The organism is Heyndrickxia shackletonii (assembly GCF_001420715.1).
Lineage (GTDB): Bacteria > Bacillota > Bacilli > Bacillales > Bacillaceae_C > Margalitia > Margalitia shackletonii.
On the sequence record NZ_LJJC01000006.1, the window covers coordinates 515,476 to 541,428 of the forward strand.

23 protein-coding genes and 1 riboswitch are annotated in these 25,953 nt (G+C 37.9%); of the genes, 21 read left to right on the forward strand and 2 right to left on the reverse strand.

The window, feature by feature from the left end:
- The first annotated feature begins 344 nt into the window (after positions 1-344).
- The 14 genes from AN964_RS20780 to AN964_RS20845 all read left to right on the forward strand — a co-directional run bounded on the left by AN964_RS20780 (position 345) and on the right by AN964_RS20845 (position 15,656).
- Positions 345-542 carry an NETI motif-containing protein gene (locus AN964_RS20780; protein WP_055741708.1) on the forward strand — a complete coding sequence of 66 codons (198 nt, stop codon included), beginning with the start codon at positions 345-347 and terminating at the stop codon, positions 540-542.
- 86 nt (positions 543-628) lie between these two features.
- A riboswitch (purine riboswitch) is annotated at positions 629-729 on the forward strand.
- 130 nt (positions 730-859) lie between these two features.
- Positions 860-1,348 carry a 5-(carboxyamino)imidazole ribonucleotide mutase gene (purE, locus tag AN964_RS20785; protein WP_055741709.1) on the forward strand — a complete coding sequence of 163 codons (489 nt, stop codon included), beginning with the start codon at positions 860-862 and terminating at the stop codon, positions 1,346-1,348.
- Positions 1,341-2,465: a 5-(carboxyamino)imidazole ribonucleotide synthase gene (gene purK / locus AN964_RS20790; protein WP_055741710.1), complete on the forward strand. Its 1,125-nt coding sequence runs from the start codon at positions 1,341-1,343 to the stop codon at positions 2,463-2,465. The genes purE and purK overlap by 8 nt, the downstream gene beginning before the upstream one ends.
- A gap of 18 nt (positions 2,466-2,483) precedes the next feature.
- Entirely contained in the window at positions 2,484-3,779 is a 1,296-nt protein-coding gene (gene purB / locus AN964_RS20795; protein ID WP_055741711.1) for an adenylosuccinate lyase, read from the forward strand.
- Between the two features lie 278 nt (positions 3,780-4,057).
- Complete coding sequence (gene purC / locus AN964_RS20800) at positions 4,058-4,780, forward strand: phosphoribosylaminoimidazolesuccinocarboxamide synthase (protein ID WP_055741712.1); 723 nt, start codon at positions 4,058-4,060, stop codon at positions 4,778-4,780.
- Positions 4,773-5,027, forward strand: coding sequence for a phosphoribosylformylglycinamidine synthase subunit PurS (gene purS, locus AN964_RS20805; RefSeq protein WP_055741713.1), 255 nt, complete (start codon positions 4,773-4,775; stop codon positions 5,025-5,027). Before purC ends, purS begins: the two co-directional genes overlap by 8 nt.
- Positions 5,024-5,707 carry a phosphoribosylformylglycinamidine synthase subunit PurQ gene (gene purQ / locus AN964_RS20810; protein ID WP_055741714.1) on the forward strand — a complete coding sequence of 228 codons (684 nt, stop codon included), beginning with the start codon at positions 5,024-5,026 and terminating at the stop codon, positions 5,705-5,707. The genes purS and purQ overlap by 4 nt, the downstream gene beginning before the upstream one ends.
- Entirely contained in the window at positions 5,691-7,913 is a 2,223-nt protein-coding gene (gene purL, locus AN964_RS20815) for a phosphoribosylformylglycinamidine synthase subunit PurL (RefSeq protein ID WP_055741715.1), read from the forward strand. The genes purQ and purL overlap by 17 nt, the downstream gene beginning before the upstream one ends.
- Positions 7,898-9,319 (forward strand): amidophosphoribosyltransferase, encoded by a 1,422-nt coding sequence (purF, locus tag AN964_RS20820; RefSeq protein ID WP_055741716.1) that lies wholly within the window; start codon positions 7,898-7,900, stop codon positions 9,317-9,319. The genes purL and purF overlap by 16 nt, the downstream gene beginning before the upstream one ends.
- Before the next feature lie 12 nt (positions 9,320-9,331).
- Positions 9,332-10,372, forward strand: a complete 1,041-nt coding sequence (purM, locus tag AN964_RS20825) for a phosphoribosylformylglycinamidine cyclo-ligase (protein ID WP_055741717.1) — start codon at positions 9,332-9,334, stop codon at positions 10,370-10,372.
- A complete protein-coding gene (purN, locus tag AN964_RS20830) occupies positions 10,372-10,971 on the forward strand; it encodes a phosphoribosylglycinamide formyltransferase (RefSeq protein WP_055741718.1) in 600 nt (199 codons plus the stop codon). The genes purM and purN overlap by 1 nt, the downstream gene beginning before the upstream one ends.
- A complete protein-coding gene (purH, locus tag AN964_RS20835; RefSeq protein ID WP_055741719.1) occupies positions 10,952-12,481 on the forward strand; it encodes a bifunctional phosphoribosylaminoimidazolecarboxamide formyltransferase/IMP cyclohydrolase in 1,530 nt (509 codons plus the stop codon). The genes purN and purH overlap by 20 nt, the downstream gene beginning before the upstream one ends.
- A 280-nt stretch (positions 12,482-12,761) precedes the next feature.
- Positions 12,762-14,018, forward strand: a complete 1,257-nt coding sequence (purD, locus tag AN964_RS20840; RefSeq protein ID WP_055741720.1) for a phosphoribosylamine--glycine ligase — start codon at positions 12,762-12,764, stop codon at positions 14,016-14,018.
- Between the two features lie 390 nt (positions 14,019-14,408).
- Complete coding sequence (locus AN964_RS20845) at positions 14,409-15,656, forward strand: ATP-binding protein (RefSeq protein WP_055741721.1); 1,248 nt, start codon at positions 14,409-14,411, stop codon at positions 15,654-15,656.
- Between the two features lie 56 nt (positions 15,657-15,712).
- On the opposite strand, the gene AN964_RS27560 is transcribed toward AN964_RS20845, so the two are convergent.
- Positions 15,713-16,051 carry a YgaP family membrane protein gene (locus tag AN964_RS27560; protein ID WP_437177122.1) on the reverse strand — a complete coding sequence of 113 codons (339 nt, stop codon included), beginning with the start codon at positions 16,049-16,051 and terminating at the stop codon, positions 15,713-15,715.
- A 115-nt stretch (positions 16,052-16,166) separates the two neighbouring features.
- Here AN964_RS27560 and AN964_RS20855 point away from each other — a divergent pair, with 115 nt between their 5' ends.
- The 7 genes from AN964_RS20855 to AN964_RS20885 all read left to right on the forward strand — a co-directional run bounded on the left by AN964_RS20855 (position 16,167) and on the right by AN964_RS20885 (position 23,566).
- Positions 16,167-17,909 (forward strand): adenine deaminase C-terminal domain-containing protein, encoded by a 1,743-nt coding sequence (locus AN964_RS20855; RefSeq protein ID WP_055741723.1) that lies wholly within the window; start codon positions 16,167-16,169, stop codon positions 17,907-17,909.
- A 189-nt stretch (positions 17,910-18,098) separates the two neighbouring features.
- Positions 18,099-19,136 carry a DUF3048 domain-containing protein gene (locus AN964_RS20860; RefSeq protein ID WP_055741724.1) on the forward strand — a complete coding sequence of 346 codons (1,038 nt, stop codon included), beginning with the start codon at positions 18,099-18,101 and terminating at the stop codon, positions 19,134-19,136.
- A 21-nt stretch (positions 19,137-19,157) separates the two neighbouring features.
- Positions 19,158-19,469: a YerC/YecD family TrpR-related protein gene (locus tag AN964_RS20865; RefSeq protein ID WP_055741725.1), complete on the forward strand. Its 312-nt coding sequence runs from the start codon at positions 19,158-19,160 to the stop codon at positions 19,467-19,469.
- A 326-nt stretch (positions 19,470-19,795) separates the two neighbouring features.
- Positions 19,796-20,746 (forward strand): ABC transporter permease, encoded by a 951-nt coding sequence (locus AN964_RS20870; RefSeq protein WP_055741726.1) that lies wholly within the window; start codon positions 19,796-19,798, stop codon positions 20,744-20,746.
- The gene (locus tag AN964_RS20875) at positions 20,739-21,686 is read left to right on the forward strand and encodes an iron chelate uptake ABC transporter family permease subunit (protein ID WP_055741727.1); all 948 of its coding nucleotides are present in this window, start codon (positions 20,739-20,741) and stop codon (positions 21,684-21,686) included. The genes AN964_RS20870 and AN964_RS20875 overlap by 8 nt, the downstream gene beginning before the upstream one ends.
- Entirely contained in the window at positions 21,683-22,441 is a 759-nt protein-coding gene (locus tag AN964_RS20880; protein ID WP_055741728.1) for an iron ABC transporter ATP-binding protein, read from the forward strand. Before AN964_RS20875 ends, AN964_RS20880 begins: the two co-directional genes overlap by 4 nt.
- A 177-nt stretch (positions 22,442-22,618) precedes the next feature.
- Entirely contained in the window at positions 22,619-23,566 is a 948-nt protein-coding gene (locus tag AN964_RS20885; RefSeq protein ID WP_055741729.1) for a siderophore ABC transporter substrate-binding protein, read from the forward strand.
- Between the two features lie 660 nt (positions 23,567-24,226).
- Here the strand turns inward: AN964_RS20885 and katA are convergent.
- Complete coding sequence (gene katA, locus AN964_RS20890; protein ID WP_055741730.1) at positions 24,227-25,678, reverse strand: catalase KatA; 1,452 nt, start codon at positions 25,676-25,678, stop codon at positions 24,227-24,229.
- Positions 25,679-25,953 lie beyond the last annotated feature (275 nt).

Sequence of the window (25,953 nt, forward strand, 5' to 3'; positions counted from 1 at the left end):
AGCGCGGTAGATAAAATGGAAAACTAAGAAAAACAGAGAATTCCAAAGTAAGTGTCCAAAATTAAGGGGTTAAACCGACTTCGTGCAATTTACTTTAATTTTCGTGCAGTTCCCGTTAGGATTTATTCAGTTTTTGCTATTTTTCGTGCGGTTCTATTTAAAGTTGAATGAAATAATATGAGTTGAGTAGAAGGGATTAAAGAAAATTCATAAGAACTAATGACAATTGAACCTTTTATGTTAAAATGATGGGAAGATTATATAATAAAAATAAAAATTGATGTAAAGATCAGCTTAATAAGTTAATCAAGGGTAAAGTTTATTAAGGAAGGAATATATCATCAATGCCTAACACTAAAAAACAATTCGAAGTCCAAGAAAACGAATCAATAGAAACCTGTCTAAATCGTATGGAGCAAGAAGGATATCGTCCTGTAAGAAGATTAGAAAAACCAATTTTTAAAGAGGTTTCCCGGAATGGAAAGGTAGATTACGAGCCAGCAGGAAGGAAAATAATCTTCGAGGGGCGGAAAATCGACTAAAATCCGAACGTTAATATTATATTTAATATCAATGTTCGATTATTGTGTTGACTCTTATTACATAACCTGTTAAGATGTAAGTGTCAAAGATGAATAGTATAGTACCTCATATATAATGGGAATATGGCCCATACGTCTCTACCCAGACACCGTAAATGTTTGGACTATGAGGGAAAGTGGATATATTGGGGATTTTTTATTTATTTTTGTTTTTATGGATCCGGTTTTATCACCCAGATAAACTGCTTTCTCTCATACTGAGGGTGCAGTTTACCTGGGTTTTTATTTTATAAAAGTTAAAAAGGCGGACTGAGATGATGTCGATTGAAGTCGGAGTAATCATGGGAAGTACATCTGATTGGGATACAATGAAATTCGCATGTGATATTTTAAAAGAATTAAAGATTCCTTTTGAAAAAAAAGTAGTATCAGCACATAGAACACCTGATTTGATGTTTGAATATGCCGAGAATGCCAGAGAAAGAGGGATAAAGGTCATCATCGCAGGTGCTGGGGGTGCAGCCCATTTGCCGGGAATGGTAGCAGCCAAAACCACGCTTCCCGTAATTGGTGTACCAGTACAATCAAAAGCGTTGAATGGCCTTGACTCCTTACTATCTATCGTCCAGATGCCTGGCGGTGTACCAGTTGCAACAGTTGCCATAGGGAAAGCAGGAGCAACAAATGCAGGACTGTTGGCAGCTCAAATATTATCTACAAATAATGAAACAATCGCTATTAGATTAGAAGAAAGAAGAGAAGCTCTAAAAAAACAAGTAATCGAAAGCAGTGATCAACTTGGATAAAACATTCATACAACCAGGAAAAACCATTGGAATTATTGGCGGTGGCCAGCTTGGAAGAATGATGGCTCTAGCCGCTAAAGAGGCTGGATATAGAGTTGCCGTGCTTGATCCAACGAAGAATTGTCCTTGTGGCCAGGTAGCAGATATTCAATTAACTGCCGACTATGATGATAAACAAGCACTGCTTCAATTATCGGAAAATAGTGATGTGATCACTTTTGAATTTGAAAATATTGATTATGATGCATTACAGTGGTTAACTGAAATAGCGTACGTTCCACAAGGTGCAGAAATCATCAGAATTACACAGGACCGGATTTTGGAAAAGAACGCTTTAGATCATTCAGGTGTGAAAGTCGCACCATACTGGGTGATTGAAACCGTTGAAGATCTCCAAAATGGTGCCGAACAGCTTGGGTTTCCATGTGTATTAAAAACAGCTCGCGGAGGCTATGATGGAAAGGGTCAATTTATTTTAAAAGACGAAGAGGATATAGAGGAAGCATCGGCATTACTTCAACACGGAAACTGTGTATTAGAGTCATGGGTTCCATTTGAAAAAGAAGTTTCTGTTATTGTCACAAGAAATGTTTCTGGTGAAATGAAATGTTTCCCAATTGGTGAAAATATTCATGTGAACAATATTTTGCATGAAACGATTGTTCCTGCAAGAACAACAGATGAAGTAATGAAAAATGCCTATACATTAGCGAAAAAAATAGCAGAACATCTGAATCTGGTCGGTACTTTAGCTGTTGAAATGTTTTTAACTCGCGATGGTGAGTTATTCGTTAATGAACTGGCGCCAAGACCTCATAATTCGGGACACTATTCTATCGAGGCTTGTGAAATTTCCCAATTTGCTCAGCATGTTCGGGCGATATGTAACTGGCCATTAAGAGAGCCACGCCTATTAAGTCCAGTGATTATGGTAAATATTTTAGGGCAGCATGTTGATAAGGTGTTGGAGCAAATTCCGCAACAGCCGAAGTGGTCCATTCATCTATATGGGAAAGAAGAACCTAAATATCAAAGAAAAATGGGTCATGTGACTGTTTTAACAGAAGATGTAGAAAGCACATTGCTGGAATTAGAGCAAAGTAATATTTGGAAATAGAATCGGAGGAAAACATTCATGATCGAACGTTATACACGACCAGAAATGGGCGCAATTTGGACAGAGGAAAATCGTTTTCAAGCATGGCTGGAGGTTGAAATCTTAGCATGTGAGGCATGGGCGGAGCTTGGCGATATTCCGAAAGAGGATGTCCAAAAAATACGCGAAAATGCAACCTTCAAGGTGGAGCGTATTAAGGAAATTGAAGAAGAAACGAGACATGATGTTGTTGCTTTTACAAGAGCAGTTTCAGAATCTCTTGGGGAAGAAAGAAAATGGGTGCATTATGGTTTAACGTCGACAGATGTTGTTGATACAGCCCTTTCCTATATATTGAAGCAAGCAAATGAGATTATTTTACGAGACCTTGAAAATTTTATTGACATATTAAAAGAAAAAGCGAAAGAACATAAATATACCGTTATGATGGGGAGAACCCATGGAGTGCATGCAGAACCAACGACATTCGGATTAAAAATGGCACTTTGGTATGAAGAAATGAAACGCAATTTGGAACGCTTTAAACAAGCTGCAGCAGGAGTGGAGTTTGGAAAGATTTCCGGAGCGGTCGGTACTTATGCTAATATCGACCCATTCGTTGAAAAATATGTATGTGAAAAATTAGGATTGCAGCCAGCTCCAATTTCAACGCAAACATTACAGCGAGATCGCCATGCACAATACATGGCTACCATTGCATTAATTGCTACTTCTATTGAAAAATTTGCAGTAGAGGTTCGCGGGCTGCAAAAGAGTGAAACACGTGAAGTAGAAGAATTTTTTGCAAAAGGTCAAAAAGGTTCATCAGCGATGCCGCATAAGAGGAATCCAATTGGTTCGGAAAACATGACAGGAATGGCAAGAGTTATTCGCGGTTATATGTTAACGGCATACGAAAATGTTCCGCTATGGCATGAAAGAGATATTTCTCATTCTTCCGCAGAGCGAATCATACTTCCGGATGCAACGATTGCTATTAACTATATGCTTAATCGCTTCGGTAATATCGTGAAAAACTTAACGGTATTCCCAGAAAACATGAAGCGAAATATGGATCGTACTTTAGGGTTAATCTATTCACAACGAGTATTATTAGCGCTAATTGATAAAGGAATGGTCCGCGAAGCAGCATATGATACTGTTCAGCCAAAGGCAATGGAAGCATGGGAGAAACAAGTGCCATTCAGACAATTAATCGAAGCTGACCCAATTATCCAAAGCAAATTAACGAAAGAAGAAATTGATGATTGCTTCGACTATAATTATCATTTGAAAAATGTAGACACCATATTTGAAAGACTAGGTTTGAAATAAGAAAGGCGGAAGCACCTTGCCCATCGGCGCACGGATTTCGTAGTCGCAGGCTCGAGATAAAGGAAACACAGTGAGGTAGTTCACGAACTGATGTTGACTTATCGTAGGGAGGAGACGGAGAAATCCGCTAGCCGATAGGTGCTGGAGCTAGACAGAGTATATCTTACTAATAATGTTTGAAATTAGAAACTTATACTTTCTTATCTTAAAGAAAGTTTGTTCAGAAGAGACTGCTCTTCTGAACAAACTTCTTAAATCAACTGGTGAGGTGTGAAGACATGGAAAAGAATGAGCTACTGTATGAAGGGAAAGCAAAAAGAATATATGCAACAGATGAAACAGGCGTTTTATGGGTAGAGTACAAAGATTCTGCCACTGCTTTTAATGGGGTGAAAAAATCCGAAATAACAGGGAAAGGCATTTTAAATAACGAGATTTCTAGCCTGATTTTTGCCAATCTTCAGGAAATGGGGATTGAAAGTCACTTTATCCGTAAAATTTCGGAAACGGAACAACTCGTAAAGCAGGTTTCCATTATACCTTTAGAAGTTGTTACTAGAAATGTCATTGCAGGCAGTTTAGCAAAACGGCTTGGAATAGAAGAAGGCACACCTTTAAAAAAACCAGTTGTAGAATTTTATTATAAAAATGATGATCTAGGCGATCCCCTCATTACAGAGGATCATATTGGAATATTAGAAATTGCTAGTTTAGAAGAAGTAAATCTATTAAGAAATAAAGCTCTTAAAATTAATGAAGTGTTATCGGATTTGTTTTTACAGCTTGGTATTCGCTTAGTAGACTTTAAGCTTGAGTTTGGAAAAGATGCAAATGGCGAAATTTTACTTGCGGATGAAATCTCTCCAGATACTTGTCGCTTATGGGACGTAAATACCAACGAGAAGCTTGATAAAGATGTATTTCGCAGAGATTTAGGTGATCTGACAACTGTTTATACAGAAATTTTAAACCGCTTGAAAGGGGAAACAGCACATGTATAAAGTAAAAGTTTACGTAACACTAAGGGAAAGCGTTTTGGATCCTCAAGGAACGGCTGTTAAGCAATCACTACACACAATGAATTATCAAGAAGTTCAAGATGTTCGAATCGGCAAGTATATGGAATTAACGATTGAAAAAGCAGATCGTAATATTGAAGAGGTTGTAAATGAACTTTGCACTCGCCTCCTTGCAAATCCCGTAATTGAGGATTATCGATATGAAATTGAGGAGTGTGTTGCTCAGTGAAATTCGCGGTAATCGTCTTTCCAGGATCTAATTGTGATGTTGATATGTACCACGCAATAAAAGATGAACTGGGCGAAGAAGTAGAGTATGTATGGCATGATGCTGATAATCTTGATGAATTCGATGGGATTTTACTGCCAGGTGGTTTCTCTTACGGTGACTACTTACGATCAGGAGCCATTGCTCGTTTCTCCAATGTAATGCAGGAAGTAGTAAAAGCTGCCGAGGCTGGCAAACCTGTGCTTGGTGTTTGCAATGGATTTCAGATTTTACTCGAATCCGGGTTACTGCCGGGGGCAATGCGCCGCAATGAAAGCCTGCAATTTATGTGCCGTACGGTTGAACTAAAAGTAGAAAACAACAACACCATGTTTACCTCTTCTTTAAACCAAGGTGATATTATTCGTATCCCAATTGCACATGGTGAAGGAAATTATTATTGTGATGAAGCTACACTTCAACAATTAATGGATAATAATCAAATTGTTTTCACATATAAAAATAATCCTAACGGAAGCGTGTCAGATATTGCAGGGATTATCAATGAAAAAGGAAATGTCCTTGGTATGATGCCGCACCCTGAACGTGCAGTGGATGAACTTTTAGGTAGTGCTGACGGATTAAAACTTTTCCAAGCGATCGTAAGAAACTGGAGGGAAGCACATGTCGTTAATGCTTGAACCAAATCCAATCCAAATTAAAGAAGAAAAGCTTTACCGTGAATTAGGTTTAACCGATCAAGAATTTTCCATGATTGAAAACATATTAGGAAGAATTCCTAACTATACAGAAACAGGGTTATTCTCTGTTATGTGGTCTGAGCACTGCAGTTATAAAAATTCTAAGCCAGTCCTAAAGAGATTTCCGACATCAGGTGAGAAAGTACTACAAGGGCCGGGTGAAGGTGCGGGTATTGTAGATATCGGTGATGAGCAGGCGGTCGTATTTAAAATTGAAAGCCATAACCATCCATCTGCAATTGAGCCTTATCAAGGTGCCGCAACAGGTGTAGGCGGAATTATTCGTGATGTATTTTCAATGGGAGCGAGACCAATTGCTCTTCTAAATTCGTTACGATTTGGGGAGCTTGATTCTCCAAGAGTGAAGTATTTGTTTAAAGAAGTCGTAGCGGGAATTGCCGGATATGGAAATTGTATTGGTATTCCAACGGTAGGCGGAGAAATCCAATTTGATCCTTCTTATGATGGAAACCCACTTGTGAACGCAATGTGTGTTGGCTTGATTGACCATAAAGATATTCAAAAAGGGCAAGCAAAAGGGATTGGGAATACTGTCATGTATGTTGGAGCGAAAACGGGTCGTGACGGTATACACGGTGCAACCTTTGCTTCAGAGGAACTAAGTGAGAAATCTGATGAAAAGCGTCCAGCTGTTCAGGTAGGCGATCCATTTATGGAGAAGCTTTTATTAGAAGCATGCTTGGAATTAGTTCAAAATGATGCCCTTGTTGGTATTCAAGATATGGGTGCGGCCGGATTAACCAGTTCTTCAGCTGAAATGGCAAGTAAAGCGGGATCAGGAATCGAAATGAACCTTGATCTAATTCCACAGCGTGAATTAGGGATGACCGCATATGAAATGATGCTTTCTGAATCACAGGAAAGAATGTTAATTGTAGTGAAAAAGGGAAGAGAACAAGAAATAATGGATCTCTTCTTAAAGTATGGATTAGAAGCTGTAGCGGTAGGAAAGGTTACGGACGATAAGCAATTGCGTCTTTTACATCATGGAGAAGTAGTGGCAGATGTTCCGGTGGATGCACTTGCAGAGGACGCACCTGTTTATCATAAACCATCTGTAGAGCCTGCTTATTTCCGTGAATTTCAATCCATAGAAAATGAGATTCCAAGTGTGGCAGATTTTAAGGAAACATTGCTTCAGTTGTTGCAGCAACCAACCATTGCAAGTAAGGAATGGGTGTATGGCCAGTACGATTACCAAGTTCGAACAAATACGGTTGTAACACCGGGATCGGATGCAGCAGTGGTAAGAATCCGTGGAACACGTAAAGCATTAGCGATGACAACCGATTGTAATTCACGTTACTTATATCTAGATCCTGAAACAGGCGGAAAAATTGCTGTGGCAGAAGCAGCACGTAATATTGTTTGCTCTGGTGCCGAGCCATTAGCCATTACGGATTGCTTGAACTTCGGAAATCCTGAGAAGCCAGAAATCTTCTGGCAAATTGAAAAAGCAGTAGACGGTATGAGCGAGGCATGCCGAGTGTTAAACAGTCCTGTCATTGGAGGGAACGTTTCCCTTTACAATGAGACAAAAGGTACGGCTATTTATCCAACACCTGTAGTGGGGATGGTTGGTTTAATCGAGGACCTTGATCATATTACTACTCAAAGCTTCAAGAAAGCAGGAGATTTGATTTATGTCATAGGGGAAACAAATCCTGAGTTCGGGGGAAGCGAACTCCAAAAATATCAAAACGGCAAGATTTTTGGTAGAGCACCAGAATTGAACTTAGATAAAGAACTTAAAAGACAGAAACAATTATTAGCCGTCATTAAACAAGGCTTGGTTTCTTCTGCACACGATATTGCGGAAGGCGGAACAGCAGTGGCGCTGGCAGAAGGTCTATTTGGTACAGACAATCTTGGGGCGGATGTACTTTTACAAGGGGATGCAACAGTCGCTTTATTCAGTGAAACACAATCACGTTTTATTGTTTCAATTCGTCCGGAGTTTAGAGAGGAATTTGAAAACATAGTTGAGGATGCAAGATTCATAGGGACGGTTACGAACACGGGAGAACTTTTCATAAAGGATGAGCAAGGAGAAATAATCATTCAAACGAACGTGCAAGAATGTGAAGAAGCTTGGAGAGGAGCGATTTCATGCTTGCTGAAATAAGGGGATTGAACGAGGAATGCGGTGTATTTGGAATTTGGGGACATCCGGATGCAGCGAAAATCACGTATTATGGGTTACACAGTTTGCAACATCGTGGTCAAGAAGGTGCGGGAATTGTCGTTACAAATGGTGAGAGCTTGTACGGTATAAGGGGAGAAGGGCTGCTCACGGAAGTATTTAATGAAGGTAAACTAGAAAATTTACAAGGATATTCAGCGATTGGTCATGTTCGGTATGCAACAGCTGGCGGAGGCGGGATTGAAAATGTTCAACCGCTTCTCTTCCATTCGCAAACAGGCAGCATGGCGCTTGCCCATAATGGAAATTTAGTCAATGCGAACGGTCTTAAACATCAGCTTGAAGCACAAGGCAGTATTTTTCAAACTAGCTCAGATACAGAGGTGTTCGCACATCTTATAAAAAGAAGCGGGTACATTTCTCTTTCGGATAAAATGAAAAATGCACTAACGATGGTAAAAGGTGCATATGCATTTCTTTTAATGACAGAAACGGAATTAATGGTGGCACTGGATCCAAACGGATTGCGCCCACTATCGATTGGTCGTGTTGGGGACGCATATTGTGTGGCGTCTGAGACTTGTGCCTTTGATATTATCGGGGCTAAGTTTGTAAGAGATGTGATGCCGGGAGAATTACTGACCATTAATGATAATGGCCTTCACTCGGAACCATTTACTCTTTCCACCAACAGTGCTATTTGCACGATGGAATATGTTTATTTTTCAAGACCGGATAGCAATATACACGGAATTAATGTGCATACGGCTCGTAAAAATATGGGAAAACGCCTTGCTGCGGAAGCGCTTATAGAAGCAGATGTAGTGACAGGTGTACCGGACTCCAGTATTTCCGCAGCGATTGGATATGCGGAGGCGGCAGGTATTCCATATGAAATGGGACTAATTAAAAATCGTTATGTAGGAAGAACGTTTATTCAACCATCTCAATCGTTAAGGGAACAAGGCGTAAAAATGAAGCTTTCGGCTGTAAGAAAAGTCGTGGAAGGCAAACGGGTAGTAATGGTGGATGATTCGATCGTCAGGGGAACCACAAGCAGACGAATTGTCTCCATGCTAAAGGAAGCCGGGGCAACGGAAGTTCATGTTTGCATCAGTTCACCTCCTATGAAGAATCCTTGCTTTTATGGAATTGACACTTCCACACATGAAGAACTGATTGCGTCCACGCATAGTGTTGAGGAGATTCGCGAGTTAATTGGTGCAGATTCCTTAACCTTCTTAAGTGTCGAAGGAATGTTAGAAGCGATTGGCAGACCAAAGATGAATGAAAGCTGCGGTCAATGTTTGGCTTGCTTTACGGGAAAATATCCTACTGAAATTTACCCGGATACAGTATTACCTCATGAGAAAGAACTTGTGCGCTAGGGGGCTTAGCAAATGGCAAATGCATATCGACAAGCGGGAGTAGATATCGAGGCAGGATATGAAGCAGTAGAAAGAATAAAAAAACATGCAGACAGGACAAAGCGGCCTGGGGTTTTAGGTCAGCTTGGCAGCTTTGGAGGAGTGTTTGATCTTTCTGCTTTAAATATGAGGCAGCCTGTTCTTGTTTCTGGAACGGATGGAGTTGGAACGAAGCTAAAGCTGGCTTTTTTAATGGATAAACATGACTCAATCGGGATTGACTGTGTCGCGATGTGTGTCAATGATATCGTGGTGCAAGGAGCTGAACCGCTGTATTTTCTTGACTATATCGCATGCGGAAAAGCGAGCCCCGTAAAAATAGAGCAAATTGTGAAAGGGATTGCCGATGGCTGTGAGCAAGCAGGCTGTGCATTAATCGGAGGAGAAACAGCAGAAATGCCAGGATTGTATCAAGAAGAGGAATATGACTTGGCAGGCTTTTCTGTTGGTGCATGCGAAAAAAGCGAGCTAATAACTGGTGAAACCATTCAAGAAGGAGATGTCCTTATAGGACTTTCCTCCAGTGGAATTCATAGTAATGGCTATTCTTTGGTTAGGAAAATCTTCTTTGAAGATCACACTTTCTCATTAGAAGAACGCCTACCAGAACTTAACCGTCCACTTGGGGAAGAGTTGCTGGTACCAACTAAAATTTATGTCAAGCCTGTTTTAAAAGCGATTAGAGAGTTCGAAATAAAGGGAATGGCACATATTACAGGCGGCGGGTTCGTTGAAAATATCCCGAGAATGCTTAACGGAGATTTAGGTGTAGAGATAGAGCAAGGTACTTGGCCAATCTTGCCAATATTCGAGGTACTGGAGAAGTATGGAGGAATTCCCCACGCGGAAATGTTTAATATTTTTAACATGGGGATTGGCTTTGTGGTAGCAGTGGATAAATCCATTGCCGACACTGTTGTTGAATTTTTTAATAAGAATGGCGAGTCTGCTTATCGAATTGGCCAAGTTACAAAAGAGCCTGGAGTACGTTTTACAGGTAAGGGGTCATGGTAATGGTGAAAATAGCAGTATTTGCTTCTGGGAGCGGCAGCAACTTTCAATCTATCGTGGATTCCGTTCAATCTGGTCAGTTAGATGCGTCAGTGGAACTCCTAGTGTGTGATAAATCAAATGCTTATGTGATTGAAAGAGCCGAACAAAATGGGATTGAGGCATTTGTTTTTAACCCCAAGGAATACCAATCAAAAACGGAATATGAAAAGAAAATTGCACTAGAGCTCCAAAAGAGAGGAATTGAATATCTGATCTTAGCAGGATATATGAGGCTGATTGGCCCAACGCTTCTCCGTGAATTTGAAAATCGAATCATTAATATACATCCATCCTTGCTCCCGATGTTTCCCGGAAAGGATGCAATTGGTCAGGCTATTGCCGCAGGTGTAAGTCTGACGGGAGTAACGATTCATTACGTAGACGAAGGCATGGATACAGGACCTATTATTGCCCAAGAGTCTTTAACTATTACGGAGCATGATACAGCAGAAACGCTAGCGGAAAGAATTCACGAAATAGAACATCGCTTATATCCAATAACATTACAAACTATATTTAACCGTGGAGGTGTCAGGCACCATGAAAAGAGCGCTCATTAGTGTTTCAGATAAGACAGGTGTAGTGGAATTTGCAAAAGGGTTAGTAGAAGTTGGATTTGAGATCATTTCGACAGGCGGTACAAAAAAAGCATTGGAGGAAGCAGGTTTAGCTGTCATTGGAATTGATGATATTACCGGATTTCCCGAAATGCTGGAGGGTCGAGTGAAAACTCTGCATCCTAATGTTCATGGCGGTTTACTTGCAAAGAGAACTCCGGATCATCTGAAACAAATCGCAGATCAAGGCATTCATCCAATTGATTTAGTTTGTGTTAATTTATATCCGTTTCAGCAGACCATTTCCAAGCCGGATGTTACGGAAGCGGAAGCGATTGAAAATATTGATATCGGCGGACCATCCATGCTGCGTTCTGCAGCGAAAAATCATGCGTATGTTACCGTGGTAGTAGATGCGAATGATTATGATACGGTGCTTTCAGAGTTAACGGAGTTTGGAGATGTTACAACACTAACAAAGAAAAAACTAGCTGCGAAAGTATATCGCCATACTGCTTCTTACGATGCAATTATTGCGGATTACATGACAACTTTGGTTGGTGAAGAAAATCCTGAGCGAGTGACGTTTACTTATGAACGTAAGCAATCGCTTCGTTATGGTGAAAATCCACATCAACAAGCAACTTTTTATGTCAATCCACTTGGCTCTACTTTCTCCATTGCACATGGTAAGCAATTACATGGTAAAGAGCTTTCCTACAATAATATTCGCGATGCAGACGCAGCATTGCAAATCGTGAAAGATTTTTCAGAACCAGTGGCGGTAGCGGTTAAGCATATGAACCCTTGTGGTGTGGGAACAGGAAACACTATTTTAGAAGCATATAAAAAGGCATATGAAGCGGATTCTACTTCCATTTTTGGCGGCATTGTCGCTTTTAATCGCGAGGTTGATGCAGAAACCGCAAAGCTATTACATGAAATATTCCTTGAAATTATCATTGCTCCTTCCTTTTCTGAAGAAGCATTATCTATTTTGACTTCTAAGAAAAATATTCGTTTATTAGCAGTGGAAACAAGTGAAAAGAACAAACAGGAAAAAGTAATGACCTCCGTAGAAGGCGGATTACTAACGCAAGATTTAGATACTTATACATTAGAGTATGCCGACATCACCATTCCAACGAAACGAAAACCTACAGATGCTGAATGGGAAGCATTGAAGCTTGGCTGGAAAGTTGTGAAACATGTGAAATCCAATGCGATTGTTGTAACGAATTCCGATATGACTTTAGGGATTGGTGCAGGTCAAATGAACCGCGTGGGAGCGGCGAAAATTGCACTTGAACAAGCGGGAGCTAGAGCAGAAGGTGCTGCACTTGCTTCAGATGCTTTCTTCCCAATGGATGATACGGTTGAGGCAGCGGCCAAAGCGGGAATCACGGCAATCATTCAACCGGGTGGTTCTATTAAAGATGCCGATTCTATCAAAAAGGCGGACGAATACGGTATAGCAATGGTCTTTACAGGGATTCGACATTTTAAACATTAAGCAGTTGCGTGAATACAAATAAGCGGACAGAGAATCCGTTATTTTAATAAAATGACCATCATTTAAAGGTTTAGGGGACACAGATTCCGTTATTTGAGAAAAAACATGAAGAATTCACTGCTTTTTGCAAAATAACGGAATCTGTGTCCGCAAACATAGGTAAATAGCCCGATTTGTCACAGATAACGGAACTAGTGTCCGGCAAATTTATTAAATATAGTTAATGATACCCCTTGCATTGTTGTTCAACACTAAGATTTGAACCGGAAAGGCGGAGCATATGAAGGTATTAGTAATCGGAAGAGGCGGCAGGGAGCATGCCATTTGTAAAAAAGTAAAGGAAAGCAGACAAGTCACAAAAGTATACTGCGCTCCCGGTAATGGGGGAATCAGCGAGGATGCAGAGATTGTTCCAATTTCAGAACATCAATTTTCTGATTTAATTTCTTTTGCCAAAGAAAATCAAATTGACTTAACAATTGTAGGTCCGGAAGATCCATTAACAGCAGGAATCGTAAATGAGTTTCAAGAAGCTGGTCTGAAGATTTTTGGGCCAAAAAAAGAAGCGGCCATTATAGAAGGAAGTAAAGCATTTGCGAAGGATTTAATGCAAAAATACAATATTCCAACTGCCGTCTATCAAACCTTCCAAGACTATGGAGCTGCAAAAGCATACATCGAAAATACTGGTGCGCCAATTGTAATAAAAGCAGATGGACTTGCCGCTGGTAAAGGTGTTGTTGTTGCAATGACGGAACAGGAAGCATTAGCAGCCTTGAAAGAAATGATGTTAGATGAAAAATTCGGGGAGGCATCTGCTAGTGTAGTGATTGAAGAATTCCTGCAAGGGGAAGAATTTTCTTTAATGGCATTTGTGAATGGCACAGATGTTTACCCAATGGTCATTGCACAGGATCATAAGAGAGCATTTGATGGAGATAAAGGACCTAATACAGGCGGTATGGGTGCTTATTCTCCGGTTCCGCATATTCCTGAACAAGAAGTGGAACGTGCTGTCCAGGAGATTTTACTTCCTACTGCAAAGGCGCTAGTGGAAGAAAACAGAAGCTTTTGCGGTGTATTATATGCGGGGCTAATTTTAACAGATAAAGGTCCGAAAGTAATTGAATTTAATGCGCGTTTTGGCGACCCTGAAACGCAGGTTGTATTATCTCGTTTACAATCAGATTTTGTAAGTATTATTTTAGATCTGTTAGATAAAAAAGAACCAGAAATAGTATGGAATAACGATTCGATTGTGGGAGTAGTGCTTGCATCAAATGGCTATCCAGAGCAGTACAAAAAAGGAGTTGTGCTTCCCGAATTAGAGATGCTTTCTGAAGGAACCTCTGTATTTCATGCGGGAACGGATAAAGCTGGGAATCAATTTGTTTCTAATGGCGGACGTGTTCTATTAGTAGCATGTAAAGGTAATTCGTTGAGAGAAGCAATAAGAACAGTTTATGCTGAAATGGATAAACTGCAATCTAGCGAATTTTTCTATCGAAAAGATATTGGCAATAAAGCAATTTTATAGGTAAAGTCCTGTTTTACACTATTTAAGTGAACTTTCGAACTGTTTAAGTATGAATTCACGCGGTTCATTGAAGGACTTACACAAAAATGCCGGACAAGGTTGTTGTCCGGTGTTTTTCTTCTATTCAAGTAAACTTCCTATCGTTTGGAGTGTTTTAATTTTTTCATAGGAGATAAAAAATACTTGTTAGAAAAGAAATGGTTAGAGGTAATGATATAAATTTTAAAACTGGACGTGCTTTCCCCTTTCCTTGTGGGGGTTTTTTGTATTGATAATTAATTTTTATTCTCCCATTCTCCACTAATAGACAATAGGTTATTAAAACATTACAATTATAACAATCATACTTTTGTAATATTCAAACTACTGTGACTAAAGGGGTAGATTACATTGTTAGCTGTAGCAAGTGATTTACTATTTAACTTACTGGTGATTCTTATCACGATGATTGTGCACCAATTTTGGATTGAAAGTAAACCAAATTGTAAGCTTGTCATAAAATATTCCATTTTAGTCACATCCGGATTAGCAATTTTTATTTGTATGGTGTTTTCTTTTTACGAATATGAAGGTGTGCGCTATGATTTGCGACGGATACCATTATGGTTCGGTACTATTTATGGGGGACCAATTGTTGGATTTGTTCTTTTAGTACTTACTAGTGTTATTCGATTCATACAAGGTGGAACAGATGTATATTCATCGATTATGAACACCGCACTGATGTTTTTTTCGACTGTTATGATTACTCCATTATATTTTCGTTTAGGAACCTATAAGAAAATAGTTTTAAGTACATTTATGAATATTTTCTTTTCATTCCTTGTTTTAATAGCGTTCACTTTTCTTCATCATGATTCATTTAAAATAGATTATTGGTTCGAATTTTTAATCATCAATGCAATTGGAATCATACTGGTCAGCCTATCAGTTGAAATGATTCAAAGCAATTATGAATGGCGAATGAAGGTGATCTATGCTGATAAATTAGATGTGGTAGGTCACCTAGCAGCTGCGGTTAATCATGAAATCAACAACCCTTTAACGACTATTCGGGGACTGATTCAACTTGTTAAAGAGGACCCCGGCCTTACAGTAGAAAAGGAGCAAACCTTTTTACAGTTGGCATTAGAGGAAGTGGATAAAGTGAACCATATAATAAAAGATTATTTGACTTATGCGAGGCCGTATCCCACAACAAATGAGGTATTTCAACTGGACGAAGTACTGCATAATTCCATTAATATTGTAAGGCCTTTAGCGGAGATGGAAGATGCATTGATAGTAATGGGTGATACTCCAGCCTGCTGCTTAATGGGGGATCCGAAGCAATTAGTTCAAGCACTTGTAAACCTATTAAAAAATAGCATTAACGCAGTAAAAAAAGGGGGCAATATCGAATTAAAGGTGAAGGTAAAAAATAAAGAATGCTATATTTACATAATAGATAATGGAATCGGAATGGATAAAGCGTTGCAGAAAAGGCTTGGAGAACCTTACTTCACAACAACAAGTAGGGGTACTGGGCTTGGACTTATGGTTGTCTATAGGATTGTCGATAGTATGAAGGGCGAAATAAAAATAGACAGCAGGCAAGGCGTAGGAACAAAGGTTTTACTAAAGTTGCCAATCCTATAAAAACCGGGTAAAATAAGTCACCCGGTTTATTTCTAACTATATTTTAGAGAAAGTTTTTACTCTAATGCATTCTTTAATGAATCAGCAAGTTCCGGTGGAATATTTGGCTGATCCTGCTTTTTATTTTCCTGTTTATTTTGTGAAGGCTGCACATTTTGTTGCTGGCCGTTAGCCTGTCCCATCATCCCTTGCCCCTTCTGAAACAGTTCGGTAACAGGGCAATAGCGTACAATTCCTTCTGCAACCTTCATAGCTCCTATAATAATCATAATTAAATAGGAGTTACACCAAGGTTTTCTGGATAATTTTGCTGTAAAAAAGGCAACCATCGTAAGCCCGCAGGTTATACGAATTAGAGCGTTAATGATTCCAATATTAGGAGAAGTTTTCATCATTCACACACCTTCACAAATTTTTTACATTTTTTTTCAAAACTTTAATGCGTTAAACGGTTTAATATGTTAACATATTAACAAATAGAGAGACGATCTCCCTAGGGAGGAATACTTGATGTTAGATCAACGTTATCGATGGAAAAACAAGCAGATTCGTGACCATGTTGCAATTGTAAGCGGACACAAATCACCGACATTGCTTTTAAAAAATGCTCGTTTTCTTCATTCCATTCTTCGTAAATGGATAGTAGGAAACATATGGATTCACGATGACCGTATTGTATATGCAGGAGATAAAATGCCTGATAATATTCATGATTGTGAAGTAATGGACTGCAAAGGACTTACACTAGTTCCAGGATATATAGAACCACATGTTCATCCGTTTCAATTATATAATCCCCAAACATTTGCGAGGTATGCATCTCAAACAGGGACAACCACAATTATTAATGATAATATTATGTTAGTTTTATTATCAGGAAAAAAGAAAGCGTTTTCTTTATTGAAACAATTGAGACATTCACCAGTTTCCATGTATTGGTGGAGTCGTTTTGATTCTCAAACGGAATTGCGCGAAGAGGAAACGGTATTTTCCCACAGTGAAGTGAAATCATGGTTAGAACATGATGCAGTTCTTCAAGGGGGAGAATTGACAGGATGGCCAAAGCTTTTAGATGGGGATGATTTAATCCTCCACTGGATACAAGAAGCGAAAAGAATGAGGAAAAGAATTGAAGGTCATTTTCCTGGTGCTTCAGAAAAAACACTTGCTAAAATGATGTTATTTGGTGCTGATTGTGATCATGAAGCAATGACGGGTAAAGAAGTGTATGATCGTTTATTACAAGGTTTTACAGTTTCTTTAAGACATTCCTCTATCAGACCGGATCTTCCAGTGCTTTTAAAAGAAATGAATGAGCTTGGAATTAACCAATATCAATCGATGTTTTTTAATACGGATGGGTCAACACCGGCATTTTATGAAGACGGCATCCTTGATATGACGATTCGCATGGCTTTAGAGAATGGAATCCCGACAATTGATGCTTATCACATGGCTTCTTATAATGTAGCCAGATATTATAATATTGAGCATTTACACGGCATGATTGCAACGGGTAGGGTTGCTAGCATTAATTTTCTTGAAAGTGAAATGAATCCTACACCGATTCATGTTCTTTCAAAAGGAATATGGCTGAAAAAAGATGGGGCGGCCACCGTACAGGATCAATATATTAATTGGGATGAGGCAGGTTTTCCACCGTTAGAGTTAAATTGGAAATTAGATCATGATGATTTACAATTTTCGATGCCTTTTGGTATTGAAATGGTGAATGATGTAATAACAAAGCCTTATTCTGTAACATATGATGTGTCAGTAGATGAGCTACCCACTGACCATAACGAAAGTTTTCTCGTCCTGCTTGATCGTAAAGGAGAATGGAGAACTAACACCATAGTAAAAGGCTTTGCCGATAAAGTTATGGGATTTGCCTCATCGTTTTCTAATACAGGCGACATCATATTAATCGGGAAAAATAAAGAGGATATGGCTATTGCCTTTAATCGCATGAAGGAAATTGGCGGGGGAATTGTGTTAGTTGAAAATGGAGAAGTGATTCACGAAATCCCATTGACATTAGCAGGGGTAATGTCTGATAAGGATATGGAAACACTTATTGAAGAAGAAAAGCAATTAAAAAATCTGCTTAAGGAACGCGGATATCCTTTTGGGGATCCAGTCTATTCATTACTGTTTTTTTCAGCTACGCATTTGCCGTATATCCGAATTACACAACAAGGCATTTACGACGTGATGAATAAAACAGTACTCTTTCCGACTATAATGCGTTAAAATATTAAAGTGATTGTCATAAGGCTATTTTCTTATTGAGAATCTTGAGGGTTTTCTTATTTTATTCAAGCACGATATCTTTTTTAAGCAAAGATGCCCCGAAACGTAACTTTAATACGGTTTTAAAATACGAAAAGCAACTATTTAACGAAAACAGTCTTATATACCAAAGGGGTTGGGCATAGAATAATGCACAAAAAGTTGTATATGTTTGCTGTTATATTGTTATTAGCTCTATCAGGATGTGCTCATAAGGAAAAAACGGTCCATAATGAGCCCAATAAACCTCCTGAAAGCGGGGAAGTTTCCGAAAATGAAAAGGAATCATTGCCAAAGTATTCCTACCCGTTAACTGGAGCAGAAGCAAAAGAGCCTTCTGAAAATCGTTCTGTAGCGGTCATGATTAATAATTACCCGGCAGCAAGACCACAATCAGGACTGGCAGAAGCGGATATTGTGTATGAAGTATTGGCAGAAGGCGATATTACAAGATTTTTGGCTATCTATCAAAGCGAAAAGCCGAAAAGAATCGGCCCAGTCAGAAGTGCCAGGGATTATTTTATCCATTTGGCAAAAGGGTATAGCAGTCTTTATATTGCTCATGGATATAGTCCGGAGGCACGTAAAATGCTTTCCTCTGGATATATCGATAATATTAATGGGATGCAATATGATGGAACACTATTTAAACGTTCTAGTGACCGGAAACCGCCGCATAATTCTTATATCTCTTATGAGAATATTTTAAAAGGTGCTAAGTTAAAGCATTACCAGATGAACACTCCACCGAGTGGCTTGGACTTTATGAATGCTGCTGAAACAATGCAAGTACATGGACAGGATGCCAAAAACGTTAGAATTCACTATTCGCATGAACCATTATTTAATGTGGAATATGAGTACAATGCAGATTCAGAAAAATATAAGCGGTTTTCCGGAGGCGAGCAAACGGCTGACCTCGAATCAAAAAGACCCGTACTTTTAGATAATTTATTTATTGTGGAAACAAAACACAAGGTTATTGATGGAAAAGGACGCCGCGATATAAACCTAACATCTGGCGGTAAAGCGTATCTATTCCAAAAGGGAAAGTATCGTGAGGTAGAATGGCGAAATATAGATGGTCGTATTCTTCCATTTGAGAATGGTGAAAAAGTGAAATTTGTACCAGGAAAAACATGGATTAATATTGTGCCGAACTTAAATATAGTTGGAATTGACAAGTAATAGATAGAAGGAGATTACAATATGCAAATTGAAAAATTAAGGGGAAAAGCGTTAGATCAATTATTTCAATCCATATTATCATTAAAAGATGTCGAAGAATGTTATCGATTTTTTGATGATCTTTGTACGATAAATGAAATTCAAGCACTTGCACAACGCCTGGAAGTTGCAAGAATGCTTCAGGAAAAAAAGACGTATCATGTAATTGAAAAAGAAACTGGTGCCAGTACAGCAACCATTTCACGTGTAAAAAGATGCTTGAATTATGGAAATGATTCCTATCAAATGGTGTTAGATAGGATTAAAGAAAAGGAATCAGATGTTTCACAGTAAATGAATAATAGCTTATGAGAAGGAGTGGATGCTATGTCACTCCTTTTTTATTTGGATTTAATATTATCCCTTATTTCATCCGGATCTTGCTTTTACAGCCTTAAATATTTGAAAGGGACTTTCATATCAAAAAAAAGTTGACATAAATACTTTAAATAGTTAATAATATAATTGAAAATGAATCTCAATATCAATAAGACTGGAAGAGTGAATCCAATTTTGAGGTATTCATTTTTTTAATAATTATAGTTGATAATGAATCTCATTATCATAATTTGTCTACATAACTCTAATCATCTTCAAAAAGAGAAAAGTAGGTTTTTTATATGAAAAAGATAGTTTTAATTATCTTATTTGTTGTATTATCTATCGTTTCCTTATTTGTTGGAGTAAAGGGTATTACACCCTTTGAACTCTTTCATCTAAATGAGGAACAACAAGATATATTTTTTATTAGCAGGTTCCCTCGATTAATAAGTATTATTATCGCAGGTGTAAGCATGAGTATATGCGGGCTTATCATGCAGCAGCTTTCCCGCAATAAATTTGTGTCACCGACAACTGCGGGGACAATGGATTCGGCAAGATTAGGAATTCTTGTTTCTCTAATTTTATTTTCCTCTGCAACCATGCTTACGAAAATCATCATTGCATCGATATTTGCTTTAGTTGGAACTTTCTTGTTTATGAAGATATTAGACAATATTAAGTTCAAGGATGCGATTTTTATTCCTTTAGTAGGTTTGATGTTCGGAAATATTATTAGTTCCATCACTACCTTTTTCGCTTATAAACATGATTTGATTCAAAGCATCTCAGCCTGGCTTCAAGGCGATTTTTCCATGGTGATGTCAGGAAGATATGAAATGATCTATATTAGTGTTCCGCTTGTCATCATTGCCTATCTTTTTGCGAACAAATTTACCCTTGCAGGAATGGGAGAAGATTTCTCTACTAATCTGGGTTTAAATTACCGACTTGTCGTAAATATTGGATTAATCATCGTTGCGTTGTCCACAGCTGCTGTTTTACTTACGGTAGGAACCATTCCTTTTCTTGGTTTAATCGTTCCAAACATTGTCTCCCTATACAATGGTGATAACCTGAAAAAAAACTTATTTCAAACCGCCTTACTTGGAGCGGACTTCTTGCTGTTTTGCGATATATTAGGCCGTATCATTATTTATCCATACGAAATTCCAATCGGCTTAACAGTAGGAGTAATAGGAAGCGCTATTTTCCTTTACTTATTAATAAGGAGAAGGGCTTATGCGTAATAAAATTAAATTAACTATATTAGCCGCAATTACTATTGCTTTAATTTTGATCTTTTTGTTTACAGATATCGGAAACTATTGGGAGTATGTGGTGCCGAGGCGGGCAATTAAGATACTGGCAATTATTTTAACAGGTGCTTCCATTGCGTTTTCAACAGTTGTTTTTCAAACAATCACGAATAACAGAATTCTGACGCCGAGTATTATTGGGCTGGATTCTCTTTATATGTTAATCCAAACCTTTTTAATATTTGTATTTGGTGCAACAAGCGGAATCGTCATGAATAAAAATCTTAACTTCCTTATTTGTGTAGTATTAATGATCTTATTTGCAGGGCTTCTATATAAGTTTCTTTTTAAAAAAGAAGGTAAGAATATTTATTTTCTCCTGCTAGTTGGATTGGTAATGGGAACTTTATTCCAAAGCTTCTCATCCTTTATGCAAGTCATTATTGACCCAAATGATTATATGGTCATTCAGGATCGAATGTTTGCAAGCTTCAATAATATTAATACGGATTTATTAACGTTGTCTATCGTATTAATTGCAATCATTTCCATCTACTTTGTGAAATTTATTAAATATCTTGATGTGCTCTCGCTAGGAAGAGAAGAAGCGATTAATCTCGGGGTTGACTATGATTATGTTGTGAAAAGACTCTTAATCATTGTTGCAATTCTAATTTCCATTTCCACTGCATTAGTTGGACCAATTACCTTTTTAGGGTTGCTTGTTGCGAATGTATCCTACCAATTTTTAAATACTTATCGTCATTCTTACTTAATAACGGGTGCAGTTTTTATTAGTATTATTGCACTGGTAGGCGGTTTGTTGATTGTAGAGAGAGTATTTACATTTTCAACCACTTTGAGTGTGATCATTAATTTTATCGGCGGTGTTTATTTTATCTATTTACTGTTAAGGGGGAGTAAGGCGTGATTACAATCCAAAATGTTTCTAAAAGGTACGGGAATAAAAGTGTAGTAAACGATGTTAATTTAACGATCGAAGAAGGTAAAATTACCTCTTTTATTGGACCTAATGGAGCGGGAAAGAGTACTCTTTTGTCCATGGTGAGTCGTCTTATTCCAAAAGATTCGGGTGAAATTATAGTAGATGGCAAAGAAATTAGTAAATGGAAGCCAAATGAGCTTGCCAAAAAACTTTCTATCTTAAAGCAATCCAATCATATCAATATTCGTTTGACCGTAAGAGAACTCGTTTCTTTTGGGCGTTTTCCTTATTCAAAAGGGAAATTAACAAAGGAAGACTGGAAATATGTAGACGAGGCAATTACCTATATGGAGCTTGAATCCATCCAAGACAAATTTTTGGATCAGCTAAGCGGCGGACAGCAGCAAAGGGCATATATTGCCATGGTCATTGCACAGAACACGGAATATATTTTACTGGATGAACCACTAAATAATTTGGATATGAAGCATTCTGTACAAATTATGAAGGTGTTAAGAAGATTAACGGATGAGTTAGGAAAAACAGTTGTTATTGTTATCCATGATATCAATTTTGCTTCCTGTTATTCCGATCATGTCGTTGCTCTTAAAGATGGAACCGTAGTTCAAGATGGACCAACAGAGAATATAATTGATTCGTCTGTCTTAGGCGATATTTATGAAATTGATATTGCGATTCAAGAAATTAATGAAAATAAAATTTGTGTTTACTATGCATAAAGAAGTAGTTTTGAAATTTTAGGATATACTTTGTGATGATGCTAATCAAAGATAACAGAATGAGCGGAAGGTGCCCGTGTTCTGTTATCACACCTCGTATTGAGAATGAATTTCAATATCATCTAAATAGCGGTCACAATTAAATAAATAAATTTTAATAAAAGAGGGGTAATCATAATGAAAAGAAAATCAATCTTACTTTTTATAATCTCTATGTTTGCCATATTTGCGGCAGCATGTGGTTCTAATAATGCAGAAAAGAAAACGGTCAGTAAAGAAGATGTGATGGTGATTAAACATCAATTAGGAGAATCTAAAGTAACGAAAAATCCGAAAAAAGTAGTTGTATTTGATATGGGAACATTAGATACATTGGATAAACTAGGTCTAGGGGATCGAGTAGCAGGAGTTCCACAAGACAGTATCCCATCTTATCTAAAAAAATATAAAAGCTCCAAGTATAAAAATGTAGGAACCTTGAAAGAACCTGATTTTGAAGCAGTGAATGCCATTAAGCCAGATTTAATTATTATTTCTGGAAGACAGCAAGATTCATATGATAAGTTCCAAGAAATTGCCCCAACTATTTTCTTGGGAGTCGACAATAAAAAATATATGGAGTCATTCAAAGAAAACGTAACAACTATTGGTAAAATATTTGGGAAAGAAAATCAAGTGAAACAAGAACTAACAAATATTGATAACGATATTGCTAGCTTAAAAGAAAAGGCAAATACAAGTGATGCGAAGGCTTTAATTACGTTAACAACTGGTGGAAAGGTTACTGCATATGGACCAGCCTCAAGATTCGGGTTAATTCACGATGTATTTGGGATTAAAGCATCAACAGCTGACCTTAAAGCTGACCCTGTGCACGGACAAAATATTTCAATGGAGTTCATTTTAGAGAAAAACCCTGACATTCTTTACGTTATTGACCGTGACGCTGCCATTGGTGAGGGAAATAATGCGAAAGAAGTAATTGAAAATAGTTTAGTGAAGAAAACAAAAGCATATAAAAATGGCAAAATCATTTACCTTGACCCAGGCTACTGGTATTTATCAGGCGGAGGATTAGAATCTGTATCTGAAATGGTGAAAGAAGCTGCGAAAGGGTTAGAATAGAAATTCGAATTAAGGCATCCTTCGTTGGGTGCCTAATTTTGTTTTGTAGTATCGTGTAGCAAGGTTGATGCAAGAGCAAGGGGAAAGAAGGTAGTACAGTTGCCATTGAGGTGAATCGTGCCGGAAAATGAGAATGGATTGCGAGAACGGTAACGATCAGGGGCTGAATGTACCCGAAAATGGGCAAGGAACACGGGAACGGTAACAAACAGTGGATAAAAGTGCCTGATAATGAATCAACGGAACAATAAAACAGTAATAATTATTGATAATTCGCAACCATAAATGAGAAAGGAGGAATTCGGACGAATCTCTTTAAATTTCGATAATATTTTACCAATTAATAGTTTAATCAAACGTTTGTTTAAATTACCGAAAACCTAATAACTCACTAGATTTATAGTAATTATGCAGCGCAAGAGATGTTAAATATTGACGGATAAATAAAGCAACCCATCGAAAAAAATATAACAATTTACAAATTTCAACATGGAAAGTTTTTATCAAACGTTTGATTAAAACTAAAAAAACATTGTATATAAAACATTTCCCGAGCAATAATGCCTGCAAAAAAGGGAATTTATTGACCAATGAATTAAATAATTTTTCGACAAAATGAAAAGGTATCCGCATTCAAATGTGGATACCTTTCAAAATATATCAAACTAGTTGTGGTACTGACAATCCGAGACCCTCTGCGATACGAGTACCATATTCAGGGTCAGCTTTATAGAAATGTGCTATTTGACGAAGTTTAATTTCATCTTTTGTTACTGGCTTCATTGCTTCCACGATATTTTTAACAAGTCTTGTTTTTTCGTCCTTACTTAATAAACGGTATAGATCGCCAGCTTGTGTATAATGATCATTATGGTCATACGCTACACTATCCGCAACCCCTGAAACAGTGTAGGCAGCTTGCTTATCTTCTGCAGATTCTTTAGGGCCGCCAAAACTATTTGGTTCATAGTAAACGGAACCGCCGCCATTATTATCAAAACGCATTTGTCCATCACGTTGATAATTATTTACCTCATTTCGGGCACGGTTAATCGGTAGTAACTGATGATTAGCTCCAACACGATATCTATGTGCATCGTGATAAGCAAATAAACGTCCTTGCAGCATTTTGTCAGGGGAGACATCAATGCCCGGCACTAATGTTCCTGGTGAGAAGGTAGCTTGCTCCACTTCAGCAAAGTAGTTTTCAGGATTTTTGTTCAATACCATCCGACCTACTTCAATTAATGGATAATCCTTTTGAGACCAAACCTTTGTCACATCAAATGGATCAAAACGGTACGTATTGACATCTTCTAAAGGCATGATTTGAACATAAAGCTTCCATGCAGGGAAATCGCCTTTTTCAATCGCATTATAGAGATCCTCTGTATGATAGTCAGGATTTTCTCCTGCAAGTTTTGAGGCAACGTCTACTGCCAAGTTCTTCACACCTTGTTCTGTTTTGAAATGGTATTTAATCCAAACACCATCACCATCTGCATTTACCCATTTAAATGTATGACTTCCATATCCGTGCATATGACGGAAAGTTGCTGGAATACCACGGTCACTCATTAAAATCGTAACCTGATGCAAGGACTCAGGTGATAATGACCAGAAGTCCCAAACAGCATCTGGGTTCTTTAAGTGTGTAGCAGGATGTCTTTTTTGTGTATGAATGAAATCAGGAAACTTAATTGCATCACGAATGAAGAATACAGGTGTATTGTTTCCGACAATGTCATAGTTTCCATCTTCAGTATAAAACTTCACTGCAAATCCACGAGGATCACGTACAGTATCGGCAGATCCATTTTCACCCGCAACAGTAGAAAAGCGAATAAATAGTGGAGTCTTTTTCCCTACTTTTGATAAAAACTTTGCCTTTGTGTATTTCGTTACATCATTGGTTACTTCAAAATATCCGTGTGCCCCTGCACCTTTTGCATGAACAACTCGCTCAGGTACCCTTTCTCTGTTAAAATGGGCAAGTTTCTCAAGTAAATGAACATCCTGTATTAATGTTGGCCCACGTGATCCAGCGGTCAATGAATTTTGATTATCTCCAACCGGTGCTCCCCAACTAGTAGTAAGTTTATTTGTACTCATGTTAAAATCACCTCTTCAGATTTTTATAGCTTACTATCATTATAACTATAATAAATTAAAAATCAATATTTATTTAAAATAATTATAAACAAATATTAATTGTAAGTATAAAGACTTAATAAAGATAGGGGTTGACCTCCTATATATTTATTAAGCTTGTAATCAAAATATGATTCGAAAATGAAATTTGTAGTTGAAAAAATAGTTCATTTATTGATAATACCCATAATTTTTTTGTGCGTAACATTTTTTATTTTTTTCGATTCCGCATTTTA

Bases quoted from the DNA above. Each gene is read 5' to 3' on its own strand.
- AN964_RS20780 (WP_055741708.1), top strand. From the start codon at position 345: ATGCCTAACACTAAAAAACAATTCGAAGTCCAAGAAAACGAATCAATA.
- purE (WP_055741709.1), top strand. From the start codon at position 860: ATGTCGATTGAAGTCGGAGTAATCATGGGAAGTACATCTGATTGGGAT.
- purB (WP_055741711.1), top strand. From the start codon at position 2,484: ATGATCGAACGTTATACACGACCAGAAATGGGCGCAATTTGGACAGAG.
- purC (WP_055741712.1), top strand. From the start codon at position 4,058: ATGGAAAAGAATGAGCTACTGTATGAAGGGAAAGCAAAAAGAATATAT.
- purS (WP_055741713.1), top strand. From the start codon at position 4,773: ATGTATAAAGTAAAAGTTTACGTAACACTAAGGGAAAGCGTTTTGGAT.
- purL (WP_055741715.1), top strand. From the start codon at position 5,691: ATGTCGTTAATGCTTGAACCAAATCCAATCCAAATTAAAGAAGAAAAG.
- purF (WP_055741716.1), top strand. From the start codon at position 7,898: ATGCTTGCTGAAATAAGGGGATTGAACGAGGAATGCGGTGTATTTGGA.
- purM (WP_055741717.1), top strand. From the start codon at position 9,332: ATGGCAAATGCATATCGACAAGCGGGAGTAGATATCGAGGCAGGATAT.
- purN (WP_055741718.1), top strand. From the start codon at position 10,372: ATGGTGAAAATAGCAGTATTTGCTTCTGGGAGCGGCAGCAACTTTCAA.
- purH (WP_055741719.1), top strand. From the start codon at position 10,952: ATGAAAAGAGCGCTCATTAGTGTTTCAGATAAGACAGGTGTAGTGGAA.
- purD (WP_055741720.1), top strand. From the start codon at position 12,762: ATGAAGGTATTAGTAATCGGAAGAGGCGGCAGGGAGCATGCCATTTGT.
- AN964_RS27560 (WP_437177122.1), bottom strand. From the start codon at position 16,051: ATGATGAAAACTTCTCCTAATATTGGAATCATTAACGCTCTAATTCGT.
- AN964_RS20855 (WP_055741723.1), top strand. From the start codon at position 16,167: ATGTTAGATCAACGTTATCGATGGAAAAACAAGCAGATTCGTGACCAT.
- AN964_RS20860 (WP_055741724.1), top strand. From the start codon at position 18,099: ATGCACAAAAAGTTGTATATGTTTGCTGTTATATTGTTATTAGCTCTA.
- AN964_RS20865 (WP_055741725.1), top strand. From the start codon at position 19,158: ATGCAAATTGAAAAATTAAGGGGAAAAGCGTTAGATCAATTATTTCAA.
- AN964_RS20870 (WP_055741726.1), top strand. From the start codon at position 19,796: ATGAAAAAGATAGTTTTAATTATCTTATTTGTTGTATTATCTATCGTT.
- AN964_RS20875 (WP_055741727.1), top strand. From the start codon at position 20,739: ATGCGTAATAAAATTAAATTAACTATATTAGCCGCAATTACTATTGCT.
- AN964_RS20885 (WP_055741729.1), top strand. From the start codon at position 22,619: ATGAAAAGAAAATCAATCTTACTTTTTATAATCTCTATGTTTGCCATA.
- katA (WP_055741730.1), bottom strand. From the start codon at position 25,678: ATGAGTACAAATAAACTTACTACTAGTTGGGGAGCACCGGTTGGAGAT.